This window comes from Plantibacter sp. VKM Ac-2885 (assembly GCF_015351205.1).
Lineage (GTDB): Bacteria > Actinomycetota > Actinomycetes > Actinomycetales > Microbacteriaceae > Plantibacter > Plantibacter auratus.
The window spans coordinates 2,534,245-2,551,692 of sequence record NZ_JADKSK010000001.1 but is presented as its reverse complement, the minus strand read 5'-3'; the positions used below and the strand labels follow the sequence as shown (position 1 = coordinate 2,551,692).

19 protein-coding genes are annotated in these 17,448 nt (G+C 70.1%); 11 read left to right on the top strand and 8 right to left on the bottom strand.

Annotated features, from left to right (window positions below):
* Positions 1-15: 15 nt before the first annotated feature.
* Positions 16-564 carry a dihydrofolate reductase family protein gene (locus ITJ66_RS12185; RefSeq protein WP_194644676.1) on the bottom strand — a complete coding sequence of 183 codons (549 nt, stop codon included), beginning with the start codon at positions 562-564 and terminating at the stop codon, positions 16-18.
* 118 nt (positions 565-682) lie between these two features.
* Between ITJ66_RS12185 and ligD the strand changes: the two genes are divergently transcribed.
* The gene (gene ligD, locus ITJ66_RS12180) at positions 683-1,708 is read left to right on the top strand and encodes a non-homologous end-joining DNA ligase (RefSeq protein WP_194644844.1); all 1,026 of its coding nucleotides are present in this window, start codon (positions 683-685) and stop codon (positions 1,706-1,708) included.
* 63 nt (positions 1,709-1,771) lie between these two features.
* On the opposite strand, the gene ITJ66_RS12175 is transcribed toward ligD, so the two are convergent.
* Complete coding sequence (locus ITJ66_RS12175) at positions 1,772-2,092, bottom strand: hypothetical protein (protein ID WP_064295440.1); 321 nt, start codon at positions 2,090-2,092, stop codon at positions 1,772-1,774.
* 261 nt (positions 2,093-2,353) lie between these two features.
* Between ITJ66_RS12175 and ITJ66_RS12170 the strand changes: the two genes are divergently transcribed.
* Entirely contained in the window at positions 2,354-3,397 is a 1,044-nt protein-coding gene (locus ITJ66_RS12170; protein WP_064296121.1) for an NAD(P)-dependent alcohol dehydrogenase, read from the top strand.
* A gap of 21 nt (positions 3,398-3,418) precedes the next feature.
* Positions 3,419-4,642 carry an MFS transporter gene (locus tag ITJ66_RS12165; protein ID WP_194644675.1) on the top strand — a complete coding sequence of 408 codons (1,224 nt, stop codon included), beginning with the start codon at positions 3,419-3,421 and terminating at the stop codon, positions 4,640-4,642.
* Here the strand turns inward: ITJ66_RS12165 and ITJ66_RS12160 are convergent.
* Together ITJ66_RS12160 and ITJ66_RS12155 are read right to left on the bottom strand one after the other, a co-directional pair.
* Positions 4,639-5,406: a PIG-L family deacetylase gene (locus ITJ66_RS12160; protein WP_194644674.1), complete on the bottom strand. Its 768-nt coding sequence runs from the start codon at positions 5,404-5,406 to the stop codon at positions 4,639-4,641. The genes ITJ66_RS12165 and ITJ66_RS12160 overlap by 4 nt on opposite strands.
* On the bottom strand, positions 5,403-6,635 hold the full coding sequence (locus tag ITJ66_RS12155; RefSeq protein WP_194644673.1) for a glycosyltransferase: 1,233 nt from the start codon (positions 6,633-6,635) through the stop codon (positions 5,403-5,405). The genes ITJ66_RS12160 and ITJ66_RS12155 overlap by 4 nt, the downstream gene beginning before the upstream one ends.
* A 136-nt stretch (positions 6,636-6,771) precedes the next feature.
* On the opposite strand from ITJ66_RS12155, the gene ITJ66_RS12150 reads away from it, so the two are divergent.
* The 5 genes from ITJ66_RS12150 (at position 6,772) to ITJ66_RS12130 (ending at position 11,029) form a co-directional block, all read left to right on the top strand.
* Positions 6,772-7,197 carry a VOC family protein gene (locus tag ITJ66_RS12150; protein ID WP_194644843.1) on the top strand — a complete coding sequence of 142 codons (426 nt, stop codon included), beginning with the start codon at positions 6,772-6,774 and terminating at the stop codon, positions 7,195-7,197.
* 56 nt (positions 7,198-7,253) lie between these two features.
* Positions 7,254-7,736: a hypothetical protein gene (locus tag ITJ66_RS12145; RefSeq protein WP_194644672.1), complete on the top strand. Its 483-nt coding sequence runs from the start codon at positions 7,254-7,256 to the stop codon at positions 7,734-7,736.
* A gap of 303 nt (positions 7,737-8,039) precedes the next feature.
* Entirely contained in the window at positions 8,040-9,311 is a 1,272-nt protein-coding gene (locus tag ITJ66_RS12140; RefSeq protein WP_194644671.1) for an HNH endonuclease signature motif containing protein, read from the top strand.
* A 411-nt stretch (positions 9,312-9,722) separates the two neighbouring features.
* Positions 9,723-10,448 carry a TetR/AcrR family transcriptional regulator gene (locus ITJ66_RS12135; protein ID WP_194644670.1) on the top strand — a complete coding sequence of 242 codons (726 nt, stop codon included), beginning with the start codon at positions 9,723-9,725 and terminating at the stop codon, positions 10,446-10,448.
* Positions 10,449-10,513: 65 nt separating this feature from the next.
* Entirely contained in the window at positions 10,514-11,029 is a 516-nt protein-coding gene (locus ITJ66_RS12130) for a CarD family transcriptional regulator (protein WP_064296128.1), read from the top strand.
* A gap of 66 nt (positions 11,030-11,095) precedes the next feature.
* Here ITJ66_RS12130 and ITJ66_RS12125 read toward each other — a convergent pair whose 3' ends face one another.
* Positions 11,096-11,494, bottom strand: a complete 399-nt coding sequence (locus tag ITJ66_RS12125; RefSeq protein WP_194644669.1) for a hypothetical protein — start codon at positions 11,492-11,494, stop codon at positions 11,096-11,098.
* A gap of 67 nt (positions 11,495-11,561) precedes the next feature.
* Here ITJ66_RS12125 and ITJ66_RS12120 point away from each other — a divergent pair, with 67 nt between their 5' ends.
* The gene (locus ITJ66_RS12120) at positions 11,562-12,401 is read left to right on the top strand and encodes a siderophore-interacting protein (protein ID WP_194644668.1); all 840 of its coding nucleotides are present in this window, start codon (positions 11,562-11,564) and stop codon (positions 12,399-12,401) included.
* 49 nt (positions 12,402-12,450) lie between these two features.
* Here the strand turns inward: ITJ66_RS12120 and ITJ66_RS12115 are convergent, their stop codons facing one another.
* Positions 12,451-13,449, bottom strand: coding sequence for an NAD(+)/NADH kinase (locus ITJ66_RS12115; RefSeq protein ID WP_236555474.1), 999 nt, complete (start codon positions 13,447-13,449; stop codon positions 12,451-12,453).
* A 160-nt stretch (positions 13,450-13,609) separates the two neighbouring features.
* Between ITJ66_RS12115 and ITJ66_RS12110 the strand changes: the two genes are divergently transcribed.
* The gene (locus ITJ66_RS12110; protein ID WP_194644667.1) at positions 13,610-14,383 is read left to right on the top strand and encodes an alpha/beta hydrolase; all 774 of its coding nucleotides are present in this window, start codon (positions 13,610-13,612) and stop codon (positions 14,381-14,383) included.
* 41 nt (positions 14,384-14,424) lie between these two features.
* Here ITJ66_RS12110 and ITJ66_RS12105 read toward each other — a convergent pair whose 3' ends face one another.
* Entirely contained in the window at positions 14,425-14,886 is a 462-nt protein-coding gene (locus tag ITJ66_RS12105; RefSeq protein ID WP_194644666.1) for a DUF3817 domain-containing protein, read from the bottom strand.
* A 197-nt stretch (positions 14,887-15,083) separates the two neighbouring features.
* On the opposite strand from ITJ66_RS12105, the gene ITJ66_RS12100 reads away from it, so the two are divergent.
* Positions 15,084-16,133, top strand: a complete 1,050-nt coding sequence (locus ITJ66_RS12100) for an LLM class flavin-dependent oxidoreductase (protein WP_194644665.1) — start codon at positions 15,084-15,086, stop codon at positions 16,131-16,133.
* A gap of 6 nt (positions 16,134-16,139) precedes the next feature.
* On the opposite strand, the gene ITJ66_RS12095 is transcribed toward ITJ66_RS12100, so the two are convergent.
* On the bottom strand, positions 16,140-17,354 hold the full coding sequence (locus ITJ66_RS12095) for a sensor histidine kinase (protein WP_194644664.1): 1,215 nt from the start codon (positions 17,352-17,354) through the stop codon (positions 16,140-16,142).
* Positions 17,355-17,448 lie beyond the last annotated feature (94 nt).

Here is a 17,448-nt window from a genome sequence, read left to right as displayed (position 1 = left end):
CGTGCGGCGACCCGCCTAGGCGCGGGGAGCGTACGTCGAGAGCACGTTGCCGGAGCTCGTCCGCACCGAGTGGACGAGCTCCAGGCGTGTCACAGGGTCGCTCGGTTCGAACAGATGACGCCCGGCGCCGGCGACGACCGGGTGGATCATGAGGGTGAGCCGGTCGAGCAGACCGGCGAAGAGGAGCTGCCGCACGACGGAGATACTCGCCTGCACCGCGATGCGCCCGCCGTCCTGCTGCTTGAGCTCGTGGACGAAGGACTCGAGCGTGCCGGGGATGACCGTCGTGTTCTCCCAGGACAACGGGCCCGCCAGAGTGCGTGATGCGACGTGCTTCCGGACGGGGTTGATGAAGGAGCCGAACGGGTCGTCGTCGCCGACCGACGGCCAGAACCCGCTCCACTGCTCGTAGCTCACGCGGCCGAGCAGGACGTCGTCGATCGGAGCGATCGCCTCGGTCATCATGGCGCCCATGTCGGCGTCGAAGTGGTCGAACTGCCACTGATCGGGCGACTCGACGACGCCGTCGACGGATTGGAAGAGAGAGGCGTGGACCTCGCGCATGGTGGCTCCTCGGCAGGGTGGTGACGGCGGGTTCGATGGACAGGTCCCGTTCTACTCCGCTGCGGCGACGAGCACCACCCTCGTGACCACGCCGGGCGGGGCGCGTACGGTGTCCGACATGGCCAGCACCGCGATCGTCCTCACCGTCCCCGGACCGCACGGCGACCGCGAGGTACGTCTCTCCAGTCCCGACCGCGTGCTCTGGGAGGAGTCCGGTGTCACGAAGCGGGAGCTCGCGGAATACCTCATCGAGGTCGCGCCGGCCTTCCTCGCCGCCAACGGTGACCGCCCGGTGTCCCTGCAGCGGTTCCCGGGCGGTGTGGACGGTGAGTGGTTCTTCTCGAAGAACCCGCCGAAGGGAGCGCCGGAGTACGTCCGGGCGGTCGACGTCGTGTATCCGAGTGGCCGGCGGCATCCGCAACTCGTCCTCGACGAGGCCGCTGCGGTCGTCTGGGCCGCGCAGATGAACACGGTCGTGTTCCACCCGTGGCCGTCACGGGCATCGGACACCGACCATCCGGACGAACTGCGGATCGACCTCGACCCGCAGCCGGGAACCGACTTCGCCGACGCCGTGCGCGTTGCGGGCTCGCTGCGGGAGCTGCTGACGGAGGTCGGTCTGACGGGGTTGGTGAAGACCTCCGGCAACCGAGGTGTCCACGTGTTCGCGCCAATCGAGCCGGAGCACGAGTTCCTCGACGTCCGGCACGCTGTGATCGCGGCGGCTCGGGAACTGGAGCGACGGGACCCCGACCGGGTCACGACCTCGTGGTGGAAGGAGGAGCGCGGTGAACGCATCTTCGTCGACTACAACCAGGCGAACCGCGACCGGACGATGGCCGGCGCCTACAGCCCGCGTGCGCTGGCCTCGGCGACCGTCTCGTGCCCCGTGACCTGGGACGAACTCCCCGAGATCGATGCGGGCGCCTTCACGGTGCGGACCGTCCCGGAGCGACTCCGGACCACCGGAGACCCGTGGGCCGGCATGCACGACACCGCCGGGCGCATCGACGTCCTCCTGCAGTGGTGGGAGCGGGACCTCGAGCAGGGAATGGGGGAGCTCCCGTTCCCTCCCGACTTCCCGAAGATGCCGGGCGAGCCGCCGAGGGTGCAGCCGAGTCGCGCCAAACACTCCGAGGACTGAGCCCACCGGACACACGAACGCCCGGTGACCGTGGATCACCGGGCGTTCTGCGGACTCAGGGCGCTATTCGGCCTTGCCGAGGGCGAAGCGGACGCCGCCCTGCTCGTCGATCTGCGCGTCGAGGACCGCGTCGCTCAGGGCGACGGCTGCGGACTCCTCGAGGAAGACGGTCGCTCCGGCGCTCTCGATGACCTGGTCGGCCTCGTGCGGCGTCGCCGTCATGGTGACTTCGAAGTTGTTGTCGTCGGAGCTGCTGCTGATGCGCAGTCCGGCGCCGTGCGTGAGCGACGACGCGTCGTCCGGGACGACCAGTCCCGGGGTGAGTGGTGCGTTCTCGGCGAGGGTCTTGACGACTCGGCCGGCGTTCTCGGTCAGGGTGAGCATGTGTGTTCTCCGTTCCGTTCGCGAATACGAGTTCCCCACCTTGCTCGGGTTCGCGGCAGGATGCCACCCCGAGGCCGATCCTCTGCGGGAACTGCCAAGCAACTCTGCAGGGATTCACACCTCCGCACCGCTCGTAGCACAGCTCGGGTGATCGTCCCTTGGGGGTTCGTCCGGTGGAGTGGGCTGCTAGCGTCGAACGTGCTGTCCGGCGCGTGCATCCCGCCCCACGGCACCCCCAACACCCCCAGCCCGAGGAGTCCTATGACCACCGTCGCCGCCATCATCAAGCCCACCGCCGACGCGCCTTTCGAGGTCGGCACCATCGAGCGCCGTGCGCCGCGCGCCAACGACGTCGTCATCGACGTCCACTACGCCGGCATCTGCCACAGCGACATCCACCAGGCCCGCGAGGAATGGGGCAAGGCCATCTTCCCGATGGTCCCCGGCCACGAGATCGCCGGCATCGTCACCGAGGTCGGCGACGCGGTCACCAAGCACCAGGTCGGCGACCGCGTCGGCATCGGCTGCTTCGTCGACTCCTGCCGCGAGTGCGAGAACTGCCTCGCCGGCGAGGAGCAGTTCTGCCTGAAGGGCAACGTCGCCACCTACAACGGCCGTGAGTACGACGGCGAGCCCACGTACGGCGGCTACAGCAAGCAGATCGTCGCCGACGAGAACTACGTGCTGAGCATCCCCGAGGGCATCGAGCTCGACGTCGCGGCACCCCTGCTGTGCGCCGGCATCACCACCTACTCGCCGTTGAAGCACTGGGGCGCCGGTCCCGGCAAGCAGGTCGCCATCGTCGGGATGGGTGGCCTCGGTCACATGGGCGTCAAGATCGCCCACGCCCTCGGTGCAGAGGTGACCGTGCTCAGCCAGACGACCTCGAAGGAGGAGGACGGCAAGCGCTTCGGGGCCGACCACTACTACGCGACCGGCGAAGAGGGCACCCTGAAGTCGCTCCGCGGACGCTTCGACCTCATCATCAACACGGTCTCCGCCGACCTCGACATCGACGCCTACCTGTCGACCCTCAAGCTCAACGGCTCGATGGTCTTCGTCGGACTGCCCGAGAACACGCAGCAGTTCCGGGTGTTCTCGCTCGTCGGTGGCCGCCGCTCGCTCGCCGGCTCGAACATCGGCGGCATCCGCGAGACGCAGGAGATGCTCGACTTCTGCGCCGAGCACGGCATCGGCTCGCAGATCGAGCTCATCGGTGCCGACGAGGTCGAGGGCGCCTACGACCGCGTGGTCCGCAGCGACGTCCGCTACCGCTTCGTCATCGACACGGCGACGATCGGCTGATCGCACCGATACCCTGAGAGCATGATCCGGCTCCCGTTCCGTCGTCCAGGCGGAGCGGGAGCCGTTCCTCGTGAGCCTCTCGGCCGCGAGGTCCTCGTCCTCGGCGGTGTCGCGTTCTTCGTGATGCTCGGGTTCGGTGTCGTGATCCCGGTCCTGCCCGTGTACGTGCGCAGTTTTGGCGTCGGTTACCTCGAGGTCGGGGCGGTCGTTTCGGTCTTCGCGCTCATGCGGCTCATCGCGAACCCGTTCGTGGGTGCGCTCGTCGACCGGATCGGTGAGCGGGTGGTGTTGGCCACCGGCATCGGGATCGTCGCGGTGTCGAGCGCGCTCGTCGGGCTCGCGGCAGACTATCCGCAGCTGCTCCTGCTCCGCGGGGTCGGAGGGATCGGGTCGGCGATGTTCTCCGTCGCCGCGATGACGCTGCTGCTGCGCACCACCCCACCGCACCGTCGTGGACGGGCGGTCGGGTTCTACCAGGGCGGGTTCCTCGTCGGCGGCATGGCGGGACCGGCCGTCGGTGGCCTGCTCGCGACCATCTCGCTCACGGCACCCTTCTTCTTCTACGCCGGGACCCTCGCGGTCGCCGGCCTCCTCGGACTCGTGATGCTGCGCGGCAGTCGGATCGCCGCGCCAATCGAGACCGCCACGCAGGCCGAGCCCTTCCGCACCGTCCTCGCCGATCGCCGCTACCAGGCGGCGCTCCTCGCGAACTTCGCGAACGGGTGGGCGTCGATGGGCGTCCGGGGCGCACTCGTGCCGGTCCTCGTCGTGGAGGCGCTCCATGAGGAGGCCGCCTGGACCGGGATCGCCTTCGCGATCGCCGCTGTCGCGCAGACGCTCGCGCTCGGTCCCGCCGGCCGCTTCGTCGACACCGTCGGACGGCGACCCGCGATGCTCGTCGCGTTCCCGGTCGCGGCGACGGCGCTGCTCGCCATGCCGTTCGTCGGCGAGCTCTGGCTGCTGGTCGTCGCCCTGTGCGTCTACGGTGTCGCGGCGGCCTTCCTCGGGACCGCTCCGGCGGCTGCCGTCGGAGACGCCGCGGGTGGTCGGGGAGGCCGGGCCGTCGCGGTGTTCCAGGCGACGTCCGACCTCGGCGCCATCGTCGGCCCGCTGGTCGCCGGCGCACTGCTCGACGCCTTCTCGTTCCCCGCGGCCTTCGGTTCCGCGGTCGTGCTCATGCTGCTCGTCCCCGTGCTCGCGGCCCGCATGCCGCGGGAGCACCGGAACCAGCCGGCGACCGCTTAGCGGGACCGGAGTCGCAGGCCCACCGAGGTGGTGATGTCCTCGCGCTGACCGCCTGAGTGCACGAGCTGCTCGCCGTCGACCGTCAGCTGGCTGGCGTGTTCCGCGAGTGCCGCGGCGACGATCGGGAGGCGGTGCTCGAGCCGGAACCACACGGCGTCGTCGCTCAGCGGTTCGAGGTCGGTGCGGTGGTGCACGAGTTCCGCGAACGGCACCCCGCTCCTCCGCGCCGCGACGATCGCGGCCTCGTGCATCCGGAGGTGGTCCGGGTGCCCGTACCCGCCACCGTGGTCGTAGCTGATGACCAGGTCCGGCGAGACGTGTCCGATGAGCGCGACGAGGTCGTCGGCGACGTCGTCGAGCGGCGCGAGTGAGAACGCGCCGGGGGAGACGTCGTCAGCGGGGCCGGCGAGTCCCTCGCGCACCCACCGCATGCTCGAGTCCACGTACCGTGTCGACGTCCCCGGCCGGGCCGCCGGACCCGTCCCCAACCAGAACTGCTCGGCCACGCCGAGCGCCCGGCAGGCGGCGGCGAGCTCCGACTCACGGTGGGACGCGAGTGCAGCGGTGCCGGCGAGAGACCGGAGCGGGCCGTCGACGACCTCGCCGCGCTCGCCTCGCGTGGCCGTCACGAGGACGACGCGAGCACCGTGGTCCACGAGCTCGGCGATGAGCGCACCCGAGGCGAGCGTCTCGTCGTCGGGGTGAGCGTGTGCGAACAGGACGGTGCGCCCGCTGTCGACGAGCGGGCGGAGTCCGCGGTTCACGAGGCGGAGGTCGCCGGAGCGGTGACGACGGCCGGAGTGGTGTCGAGCAGGGTCCGGTAGACGTCGACGAGGGCGTCGCCCGAGCGCTGCCAGTCGAACCGCTCCGCCCGACGTCGCGCTGCCGAACCGAGCTGCGCGAGCCGCTCCGGGTCGCCGAGGATGGACGAGACCGCGGCACCCCAGACCTGCGGGTCGCGGGAGTCGATGACGATGCCCGTCTCGCCGTCGACGACGGCCTCCCGCAAGCCGCCCGAGGCGGCCACGACGGTGGGCACACCGCTCGCCGCGGCTTCCAGCGCGACGAGACCGTACGTCTCCGAGTGGGAGGGGACGAGCACGAGCGTGCTCTCGCGGAACAGCGTGGCGAGCCCGACGCGCGACTGCGGCCCGACGAAGCGGACGTCGTCGGCGACACCGAGGTCGTGGGCGAGCGCGGCGAGTTCCTCGGCGTAGCGGTCGTAGTCGACCGAGACGTCACCGGCGATGACGAGTTCGGGGCGGAGCTCGGGCGCGACCGCTGCGATGGTCTCGATGGCGAGGTCGAAGCCCTTCAGCGGGTGGAGGCGACCGGCGACCACCGCGGTCGGACGACCGGACCGGGTGCCGTCGAGCGGATGGAACAGCGTCCCGTCGACCCCGGGTGGCACGATCGACACCCGATCGGCGCGGGCTCCGAGCCGGGTGATCGCGGTGTCGGCCTCGGCTGCACTGATCGCGACGACCGCGTCCGACTCCGCGGCGAGCCGTGCCTCGCCGGCCAGGCGCCCGGGGGACTCGGCGCGCTCGCCGTGCGAGAGCGGCGTGGTGGACTCGGCGGCGATGCTGTGGAAGCTCTGCACGTGCGGGATCCCCAGCTCCCGCGCGAGGGGGAGTGCGGCCATGCCGGAGAACCAGTGGTGGGCGTGCAGGACGTCGTATCGCGGCAGTCGGGCGAGTTCGGAGCGGAAGTCCTCGACGAACTCCTCATGCCGACCCTTCGCGACCGGCTCGGCGGGACCGGCGTCGAGGAAGCGCAGGGTCACGCCGGGGGCGAGGGATGCGGCGGACGGCTGGTCGGCCGAAGAACGCCGGGTGATGACGTCGACCTCGTGGCCCGCTGCGCCCATCGCGACGGCCTGATGACGGACCACGACGTTCATCCCGCCGGCGTCACCGGAACCCGGCTCGTCACCGGGACTGGTGTGGAGCGAGATCATCGCGATGCGGAGGGGCTGGGGTTGCGAGGGCACCAGACGAGCCTAGTAGCCGTGGGCGTCCCGGCCCCTCGTGACGGAGACACCAGAACGTGCTCGCGCATGCGACGCCGGAGCGTGAGAATGATCGCGAGACGAGCGCGACGATGCGCCCGCCCAGGCGAAAGGGACGATCATGACGACGCTCAACCCGTACCTCGGCTTCCGCGGGACAGCCCGTGAAGCGATGGAGTTCTATCAGGGGGTCTTCGGTGGCGAACTGACGGTGTCGACGTTCGGCGACTTCGGCGCCGCGGTCGAGCCGGACGAGGTCGATCTGGTGATGCACTCCCAGCTGACCGGCGATGCCGGGGTCGTCTTCATGGGATCGGACACGCCGAAGCACATGGACTACCGCGAGGGCAGCAACTTCTCGATGTCGCTGAGCGGGTCGGACACCGACGAGACCCAACTGCGCGAGTACTTCGAGCGGCTCTCGGATGGCGGCACCGTCCAGCAGCCGCTGAGCGTGGCCCCCTGGGGCGACTCCTTCGGCATGGTGCAGGACCGCTTCGGGATCACCTGGCTGGTGAACATCGCCGCCCCGGCAGAGGGGTGACGTGAGCATGACGGCGGTGGTGTCGCGAGACGACATCGGCTTCCCGAGGAGCAGCGATGGCTGAAGCGTGGAACGACTTCTTCGTGGCGACGGCGGGCGCTGCGGCGGCGCTCGCCGGACTCATCATCGTCGCGATGTCCGTGAACATCGCCAAGATCATCGAGATCCCGGCCATGCCGGCGCGGGCGGCGGCGACGATCAGCTCCCTGGTGTTGATCGTCGTCGTGGCTGCAGCAGGTCTCATCCCCGGTCAGGCCGATGTCCTGTACGGTGTCGAGGTCCTGATCCTGACCGGCCTCGCCCTGGGGTTCGCGATCGACGCCGCGGTCAGGATCCTCCGCCACCAGGATGCCGGGCATGGACCGCGCGCCCTCAAGGCTGCGGTGCCGGTGTTGCAGGTGGTCCCGTTCGCGATCGGCGGCGTGTTGCTCGTCCTCGGTTCGTCGGTCGGTCTCGGCTGGCTGGCTGCCGGCTTCATCCTCGTGTTCATCGGCTCCGTGGTCGGTGCATGGGTGCTGCTCGTGGAGATCCTCCGGTAGCCTCTTCCGCCCCCTGAGCGCCACAGCGACTCCGAGCAACGCCTCCCGGTCCCTGAGTAACCCCTTCCGGTCCCTGAGCAACCCTTCCCGGTCCCTGAGCTTGTCGAAGGGCACACGATGGACCTCCGGCTCCGGTGATCTTCTCCCGGTCCCTGAGTAACCTCTGCCGGTCCCTGAGTAACCTCTTTCGGTCCCTGAGTAACCTCTTTCGGTCCCTGAGCTTGTCGAAGGGCGCACGAGGAACTTCCCCAACCGTCACGACTCAGCATCTGGAATGTCAGTGGTCCATGATGGACTTGTTCCATGACCGAGACCACCATCACCGCGATCCGCGCGAGCGACGAGTGCGCCGCGCAGCTGGCGGAGTTCTCGGACGAGTGGACTGAGATCCACCGGCAGCAGGCCACGTTGGACGCACGCAAGGCGCGCCTGCTCGCCCGTTCCGCCGCCTATGCCGACGCGTTCGCCGACGCCACGGTCCCGGCCATCTTCCCGCCGGCCGAGCGTCGGGAGCTCTCCCGCCGGTCGACGTGTGCGGCCCTCGCGATGGCGACCCGGACGCCGGAGCGGACGATCCAGCGTGCGACCAACGACGCCGAACGCCTCATGAACGACGCACCGACCGTGCTCGCGTCACTGGAGGCCGGCCGCATCTCGGCCCGACATGCGCAGGTGATCACCGACCGGCTCTGCGACGTCCCTGCTGCTGGGCGGGCGGTGTTCCTCGAGCAGGTGCTGCCGGTCGCCGAAGGTGCGACCGTCTCGTACCTCCGGCAACGCGCTCGCGTCCTGCGGGAGCGCCTCCACCCCGAGTCGATCACGGCTCGAGCGGTCCGGTCGGAAGCGGACCGTCGGGTGGAGTTCGAGCCCGCGGCGGACGGTATGGCGTGGGTGCACCTGTTCACGACGGCACCAATCGCGCAGGGCATCATCGAGCGCGTCGAGGCGGCCGCCACCGAATCCCGCTCAGCGGGTGACACCCGCACCTGCGCCCAGCTGCAGGCGGACGCCCTCGCGGCGCTCGCGCTCACCGGCGTCACGCCCGAGGACGTGATGTCGAGCCCGGTGCTTCCGCATCCGATCGAGGTGCAGGAGCACATCAAGCCGACGGTGCAGATCACGGTGCCGGCGCTCACCATGGCCGGCGTCAGCGACGCCCCGGCCACCCTCGACGGGTACGGCCCGATCGACCCGGAGACCGCAGCACGTATCGCGGTCAATGCACCGAGCTTCACCCGGATCCTGGTCCAGCCGGAAACCGGCGCGGTCTTGTCGGTTGGGCGGAATCAGTACCGGGTTCCAGCTGACCTCCAACGGGCGGTGCGGCTTCGGGACGGCACCTGTCGGGCACCCGGTTGCGGGAGGCGCGCCCGGGCCTGCGACCTCGACCATTCGGTCGCGTGGGACGACGGCGGCACAACAGATGTCGGCAATCTCGCCTGTCTCTGCCGACATCACCACCGGATGAAGCACCTCCCCGGGTGGAACCTCGACCATCGGCCGGGCGGGGTACTCGACTGGACGACACCTGACGGCAAACGCCACCGGACGGAACCGGACCCCGCACCGTTCTGACCCCCGCCGGTCCCTGAGTTGCGCCGCCCTGAGCTTGTCGACGTGACGAAGGGTTGCTCGTGGGCACTTCGACAAGCTCAGTGACCGTGAGAACGTACGCCCGCGCCATTTCCGGTTCCCGAGTCTGTCGAAGGGTTCCTCGTGGGCACTTCGACAAGCTCAGTGAGCGGGAAAGGTGCGCCCGGAACGACGAGGAGTCCTCGTGGGCACTTCGACAAGCTCGGTGACCGTGAGAACGTACGCCCGCGCCATTTCCGGTTCCTGAGCCTGTCGAAGGGCACTCGGGTCGCGCTGCCTCGGCTCGTGGGGGAGAGGTGTGCTCGGATGGACCTGGCTGCAGGCGTGACCCGCTCGAAGCCGACAGCTGCTGTCTCGGACAGCTGTCCGAGAAGTCGTGGTACACTGGTGGGAATGCCTCGCACATCAGGAGTTCCCGCCCTCGGTGTCGAGCAGTCCACCACTGAACGTCCCGCTCCGCCGTCGCGCGTCGAGCGCTTCGCTCCCGTCCTCCGAGTGACGGGCGACCCACGTGCCGAGCGCACCAGGCAGACGATCTTCGACGCCGTCGCCACCATTCTCGCCGGCCGGCCGGAACGCGTGTCCGTCGGCGACATCGTCCGCGTCGCCGGCATCAGCCGAAGCTCGTTCTACGCCCACTTCTCCAGCCTCGACGACCTCACCGCGGCCTACCTGCGGGTGCAGTTCGCCGGCCTTGCCGCGTCCGGTGTCTCGGTGCGTCCCGCGGGGGAGTCGCTGGGCAGCGCCGAGCGCGCTCGCGAAGCCTACCGACGCCTCGTCGCCCAGCTCCTCGAAGACGCACCGCTCTACTCGAGCGTGCTCGAGCTCCCCGTCGCCCGCAGCGCGTTCGACGACCTCGTCGGCGAGCACGCCGACCACCTCATCGGATCGCTGCTCGAGCGCACCGAGGTCCCGGCCGGCATCCCGGCGGGTCTGGTCTCCGCCTATGTCGCCGGTGGCACGCTCTCCCTCGTCGACGGCTGGCGCCGCGGACGCATCGACGTCTCGGACGACGAACTGGTCGAAGCCCTGGTCGCCCTGCTGCCCGCCTGGCTGCTCGACGAACGACCCGTCGGCGCGTCACCGCCACCACCGATCCCCGAACCATCCGGCCGCTGAACCGCCGGAGCACGACGACGCCGGTGCGCGAGTACCGGTGACGACCTGAGAAGAGAAGAGGAACCATGCAGTTCATCGTTGGAGAGACCCTGGTCTACCCGCACCACGGAGCGGTCACCATCACCGAGTTGTCGAAGGTGACGATCAAGGGTGTCGAGCAGGACGTCATGACGCTTCGCGTGCACACGTCCGAGCTCACCATCAAGCTGCCGATCGCGAACGCCGACCTCGTCGGTGTGCGCGACGTCATCGACCACGACGGCGTCCAGGCCGTCTACGGCGTGCTCCGCGAGCCGTTCGTCGAGGAGCCCGGCAACTGGTCGCGTCGATACAAGGCCAACCAGGAGAAGATGGCCAGTGGCAACGTCCACCGCGTCGGCGAGGTTGTCCGCGACCTGTGGCGTCGCGACCAGGACAGCGGCGTGTCGGCAGGCGAGAAGCGCATGCTCCAGAAGGCGCGCCAGGTGCTCGTCTCTGAACTCGCGCTCGCGCAGTCGATGACCGACGAAGAGGCGTCCGCGGGCCTCGACGAGGTGCTCGCCTCGTCGATCGCGACCCCCGAGGCCGTCGCAGCCAAGTAGGACCCATGTACACGAGGAGCGCCCCGCCGGTTCGGCGGGGCGCTCTTCGTCGTCGTGGAGGGTGCCTCAGCCCGCGGTGTTGCCGCTCACGATCGCCAGCACGCCGACGACCGCGATGGCGATGATGGGACCGAACGACAGGGCGGCCTTGGTGATCGTCCAGGCACGGCTCTCGCGTTCCGGTGCCGGCAATTCGGCGGGTGACACGTAGACCGGGGCCTGCCCACCGTCACCGGAAGCGACGCCGCTGAGCTGCAACACCCGCGTGTCCGTCCACGTCCGTCCGTCGAAGTGGACCTGGCGTTCCTCGTCGGTCGGGTGCGGGTACCAGCCCGCGGCGTCGGCCTGCGACGGCTTGTCCCGCTGGAACCGCAGCACCCTCGAGTCGCCCCAGGTCTCGCCGTCGAAGTGGAGTTCCTTCGTCGGGTCGTCGGGGTGCGGGTACCAGCCTGCGGTCGTAGCCATCCCTCAAGTATGACAGCGGGATCGGGGATGCCGAGACCGTCCGATGGGCGGCAGAATGGAGACAATCATGACGACGACACCGCGACCTCGAGCCCCACGTCCACAGATCATCCTCGAGGTGGTCCGCAGTTCCTGGGTCACACCGCACCTCGTGCGCCTCACCCTCGGCGGTCCCGGCTTCGCCGACTTCCAGCCCAAGGACGCCACCGACAGCTACGTGAAGATCTCCTTCGCCAAGCCTGAACTCGGCCTCGAGCCGCCGTACGACATCGCGGCACTCCGCGAGACGCTGGCACCCGCCGACCTCCCGGTCACCCGCACCTACACGGTGCGACGCGTGGATCAGTCGGCGGGCACCATCGACATCGACTTCGTGGTGCACGGCGATGAGGGGATCGCCGGCCCGTGGGCCGCTGCCGCTCAGCCGGGAGACCGCGTCGTGCTCGCCGGCCCCGGCGGTGCCTACCGGCCCGACCCGACCGCCGACTGGCACCTCTTCGCGGGCGACGAGTCGGCGATCCCCGCGATCGCCGCCGCCCTCGAGGCACTCCCGGCGGACGCGAAGGGGCTCGCGTTCCTCGAGATCGGTGGGCGGGACGACCTCGTCGAGCTCGACCACCCGGCCGGGGTGCAGCTCATCTGGGTCGGCCGTGCGGCCCGCGACGAATCGACGGCCGCGCTCCTCGCGACCGCCATCACCGGACACCCGTGGCCCGACGGACGCGTGCAGGTCTTCGCCCATGGCGAGCGGGAGTCGATGAAGGCACTGCGTGAGGTGTTCCTCACCCAGCGCGGGCTCGACCGCAGTCAGCTCTCACTGTCCGGGTACTGGGCCTACGGACGCACGGAGGACCGCTTCCAGGCGGAGAAGCGCGAACCGATCGGGGTCGTCCTGCCGACGTCGTGACGCCCGCCCCGCGCCGGCGCCGGCGCCGCGCTGCGGGCGGGCGCGGGACTCAGTGCGAGGGGTCGGCCGGCTTGCTGCGCGTCCGGCGGACCCGCGACGGACGCTCGACGCGCGCGCGGATGTCCGGTGGAACGAGGTCGAGCAGCTGATCACGACGCAACGGGAGGTCGAGCAGGCTGAGTTTCATCCGGCCCTTGCGCGAGTGCCGGCTCGGGTCGAGTCGCACGACGTTGGCTGCGTCGCGCACGAGCCGGACGGTCACGACCGCGCCGCTCGCGACATCGGCGAGGACCTGGCCGTCGATCTCGACGGCGGCCTGCTTGGTCGCCGTCCCGATCGAGAACTGCAGGCGCTCCGCCGGCCCGAGGATGAACGAGCGGTCGATGCCCGACATCGGGGCGACCGGCGTCACGACGGTGGCGGCGACGGCGGGGGAGAGCACCGGCCCGCCTGCCGCGTAGTTGTAGGCCGTCGATCCGGTCGGGGTGGCGATCACGATCGCATCGGCTTTGAAGTACCCGTAGGCGGTGCCGTCCACGGCGAGGTCGGCCATGACCACGCCGGTTCCCGGGCGCCGGGCGATGGAGACGTCGTTGAAGGCGAGGAGATGGGCGACCTGCTCGCCGGTGGTGATCGTCACCTCGAGGCCGTGGTGCGGTTCGAGGGAGAACTCGTTGTCGCTGACCCGTTGGAGCGCCTCCGCGAGTGCGGCCGGCTCGACCTCGACGAGGAAGCCGACGTTGCCGTAGTTGACGCCGAGCACCGGTGCGGATCGGCCGGCGAGCAGCCGCATCGCCCCGAGCATCGTGCCGTCGCCGCCCATCGCCACGGCGACGTCGACCGACGACGCGAAGGCGTCCTCGTCGAGCAGTTCGACGTCGTCGCCGAGCCGGTTGGCCTCCGCGCGGAGTCCGACGAGGCGCGCGCCGTGTTCGAGCTGCCATGAGCGGAGGATGCGGACGGAGTCGTCGATGTTCTTCGTGGGGTGCGTGATGAGGCCGATCGTCATCGACGGCCCGGTGGGGTGCTTCGTGCGAGTGGTGGTCACCCGTCGAGCATAGGCCGATCGCCTGACAGCGCGACCGGGACCCGGGCGCCCAGCCGGCAGCAGCGTGCCTCGCGACCGACGCGCGCCGGGCCGGGTTTGGGATACTGGAGGGAGCCGGTCCGCCGTGATCCTCGCGGGGCGCCGAGCGTGGAGGAACGACATGAGCGATGTGACCGAGCACCCTGGCCGACCACGGCGGGCGGGGCGGCTGAAGTCGATCCTCATCGGAGTTCTTTGCGCGGTGCTCGTCGTCGTCCTCGGGTTCGTCGTCTGGACCCAGATCGTCATGCAGGGCACCCGTCCCGCCGCACTCACGGTGTGGGAGAATCCGGCGGTCTCCGTCACCGACGTCGGCGACGCCGTGATCCTCGCCCCGACCGCAGACGCCGAGCGCCCGGTCTCCGGTACCGGTCTCGTCTTCATCCCCGGCGCGAAGGTCGACCCGTACGCCTACCTGTACAAGCTGTCCGGCGTCGTCGAGGAGGCAGGCGTGACCGTGGTCATCACGAAGCCGACGCTCAACCTGGCGTTCTTCGACCAACGGCCGCTGGAGACGTTCACCGCCGCCGCCCCGGGCGTCGACACCTGGTTCGTCGGTGGCCACTCACTCGGTGGGGTGCGCGCCTGCCAGCTCGCGGAGGATCCCGCGGTGACGGGCCTCGTCCTGTTCGGGAGTTACTGCGCGAACGACCTCTCCGGCTCGTCCCTCGAGGTGCTGAGCCTCGCGGGGAGCGACGACGGACTGAGTACCCCGGAGAAGGTCGCCGACGCGCGCGTCCGGCTGCCCGCTGACGCGACGATGATCGAGATCGACGGGGCGAACCACGCGAGCTTCGGTGACTACGGGGTGCAGCCCGGTGACGGTTCGGCGACGATCTCCAGCGACGAGGCCCGCTCCGAGATCACGCGGGATCTGGTCGAGCTGCTCGGCTGAGGGTAGGGGTGGGCTTCAGCGGTCCGCAGGGATCCTGACGATCAGCCCTTCGGGACCGGCGGCCCGACGACGAGCAGGACCGTGAAGACGGCGACGACCACGAGGCCGCCGGCGACCACGAGCAGGATCGGGTGTCGGACGAGCCAGCGCGTCAGGCGGTCGAGCACGCGCTGGTCGCGCGGGTCGGCGCCCGCCTCACGGCGCCACGTCCCGTCGAGTCGGCCGGTGCGGTCCGCCCAGAGGTCGAAGGGGATGGTCGCGTACGGGACGACGGCGCTCACGAGGCCCACGAGGATCGTGCCGATGGGCCAGCGCTGGTTGATCCCGATGAGCAGGACCGTCGCGCCGTACACGAGGAACACGAAGCCGTGCAGCGCGCCACCGATGCTCACGCCGAGGTCGGTCGTCTTCGTGACGTACTTGAGGATCATCCCGATGATGAGCAGGGTCCAGGTGATCGCCTCGGCGATCGCGATCAGGCGGAAGAGGCGGCGCGGCGACACAGGGGCTCCAAGGCTCGGGGTGCAGGTCTTCCAGCTTGCCAGGGACGGCTGAGAGGGTGCTCCCAGCCGGCGTCCGGTTCTGCCACCCTGGGTGGATCGGGAATACCCGTCGGAGTGACGGGGTTCACCGATATGTATGCAAACACATACAATCGCCGTGACAGCTCGCGGCGAGCCACACGACGTTGGAGAACCCCATGACCACACCCCTCGAGTTCGGCATCGACACCTTCGGTGACGTCACGGTCGACGCCGACGGCGCGCCACTGTCCCAGGCGCAGGTCCTGCGCAACGTCGTGGAGCAGGGCGTCCACGCCGAGGCGGTCGGCCTCGACTTCATCGGCGTGGGGGAGCACCACCGTGAGGACTTCGCGGTCTCGTCACCCGAGGTCGTGCTGGCGGCGATCGCGGCCCGCACCGAGCGCATCCATCTCGGATCCGCGGTCACGGTGCTGAGCTCCGACGACCCGGTGCGGGTCTACCAGCGGTTCGCGACGCTCGACGGCATCTCCGGAGGGCGGGCCGAGGCCATCCTGGGCCGCGGATCCTTCACCGAGTCGTTCCCGCTCTTCGGGTACGAGCTCTCACAGTACGAGGAGCTCTTCGAGGAGAAGCTCGAGCTGTTCGTCGCCCTCCTCGAGCAGGAACCGGTCACCTGGTCGGGCAAGACGCGCGCGCCGCTCCGGGAGCAGTCGGTCTACCCCCGGGTGGAGCACGGGAAGCTGAAGACGTGGGTCGGTGTCGGCGGAAGCCCCGAGTCGGTCGTGCGGACCGCTCGGTACGGCCTGCCGATGATGCTGGCCGTGATCGGCGGTGGACCGCTGCGGTTCGCCCCCTTCGTCGACCTCTACCAACGCGCACTCGCGCAGTTCCAGCTGCCGACCCAGCCCGTCGGCATGCACTCGCCGGCCCACATCGCCGCGACCGATGAGCTCGCGCAGGAGCAGCTCTGGCCGCACTACCGGGCGATGATGGACCGGATCGGCCGCGAGCGGGGCTGGAGCCCGATGACGCGTGGGCACTTCGAGCAGGAGGCCGGCCCGGAGGGTGCGCTGTTCGTCGGTTCGCCCGAGACGGTCGCACGGAAGGTCGCGACCGCGGTCGACGGCTTGGGGCTGTCCCGCGTGGATCTGAAGATCAGCAACGGTTCGCTGTCGCACGAGCACCTCATGGACAGCATCGGTCTGTACGGTTCCGCGGTCGTCCCGCGCGTCCGCGAACTCCTGACCGAGACCTCGACCGCCTGATCCGGCTCAGCGGATCGCCGGCGCGCGGTAGGGCATCGTCAGGGTCAGGACGGTGCCGCCGGTCTCGTCGTCGGGTGCCGGGCCGACCCTGAGGGAGCCGCCGAAGGCGCCGGCCCGTCGATCCAGCTGCAGCAGGCCGCCGGACGGTTCGGCGTCGTCGCGGAGACCGGAGCCGTTGTCGACGACGCGCAGCTCGACGGCGCCCGCCATCGTCCCTCGCCGCTCGGTGGCGGGCGACGAGACCCGGAGGTCCACGACGAGTCGGTCGGCCGCCCCGTGGGTCAGCGCGTTCGTCACGCCCTCCTCGAGCGTGCGGACGACGACCGCGCGCTCCGCGGTCGTGAAGACGTTGTCGATCGGGTCGTCGAGGAGCCGGAACTCCGGAGAGACGTCGAGACTGGTGGTGATCGACGGGGGCAGCCGTTGCAGGATCGCGCGGATGCTCGGGGCGATCCCGACCTCGAGCAGCGGCGGTGACAGGAGCCGGCTGAGTTCCCGCACGTCGCGCTCGCGCACGGTGCGGAGTTCCTCGCCGAGCGATCGCAGGGTCCTGGCCGCATCCGACCCGACGTCCGGGCCGCCCTGTTCGAGTGCTGTCGTGACGGACGCGAGCTGGGCGCTGATCAGGACGAGGTGCTGCTGCAAGGTGCCGTGCAGGCCTTCCGCGACCTCCCGCTTCACCCGCAGCTCCTCACCCTGCAGGGACTGGAGGGCGAGGTCGGCCCGGTGTCGCTGATCGGCGTGCGCGCGCTCCTCCTCGCGGGCGCGTCGCCGGGCGGCACTGAGGCTGAACCCGAACGTCGCGCAGACCGCCAGGGCGAGCGTCGTCGTCCCGGCTTCGACGAGGACCGTCTGCAGGCTCGGGTCGCGGTACACGCCCAGCAGGAGCTGGAGTCCGCTTCGCAGCAGCCCCGTCAGCATCGCCACGAGGAGGACACCCGCGAGCACCTTGGGGCGCCACCATTCGTGGAGCGACGGCCCCCACCTCGACCACAGCAGGAGTGCGAGCACGAGGATCGCCGCGCTCAACGAGACGAGGTTCGCGGTGACCCGTTCGGCGAGCATGCCACGCGTCCCGCCCGGGGCGACCCAGGTGTAGATGTAGACGCTCTGGAAGGACACCGCGAGCCCGAAGACCGCGGCCATGGCGCCACTTGCCGTGATGAACGCCCGGCTGTCGCTCCAGCGCTCAGCGCGAGCGGTCCGGGCCTCCTGGGTCATGGCTCCATTCTGACCTGCCGTGCCCGCCACCGCCGACATCGACGTGCGGTCGCTCGGGAGCTTCCCCCTCGGTCGTTCCCCGGTCGATCCGGGA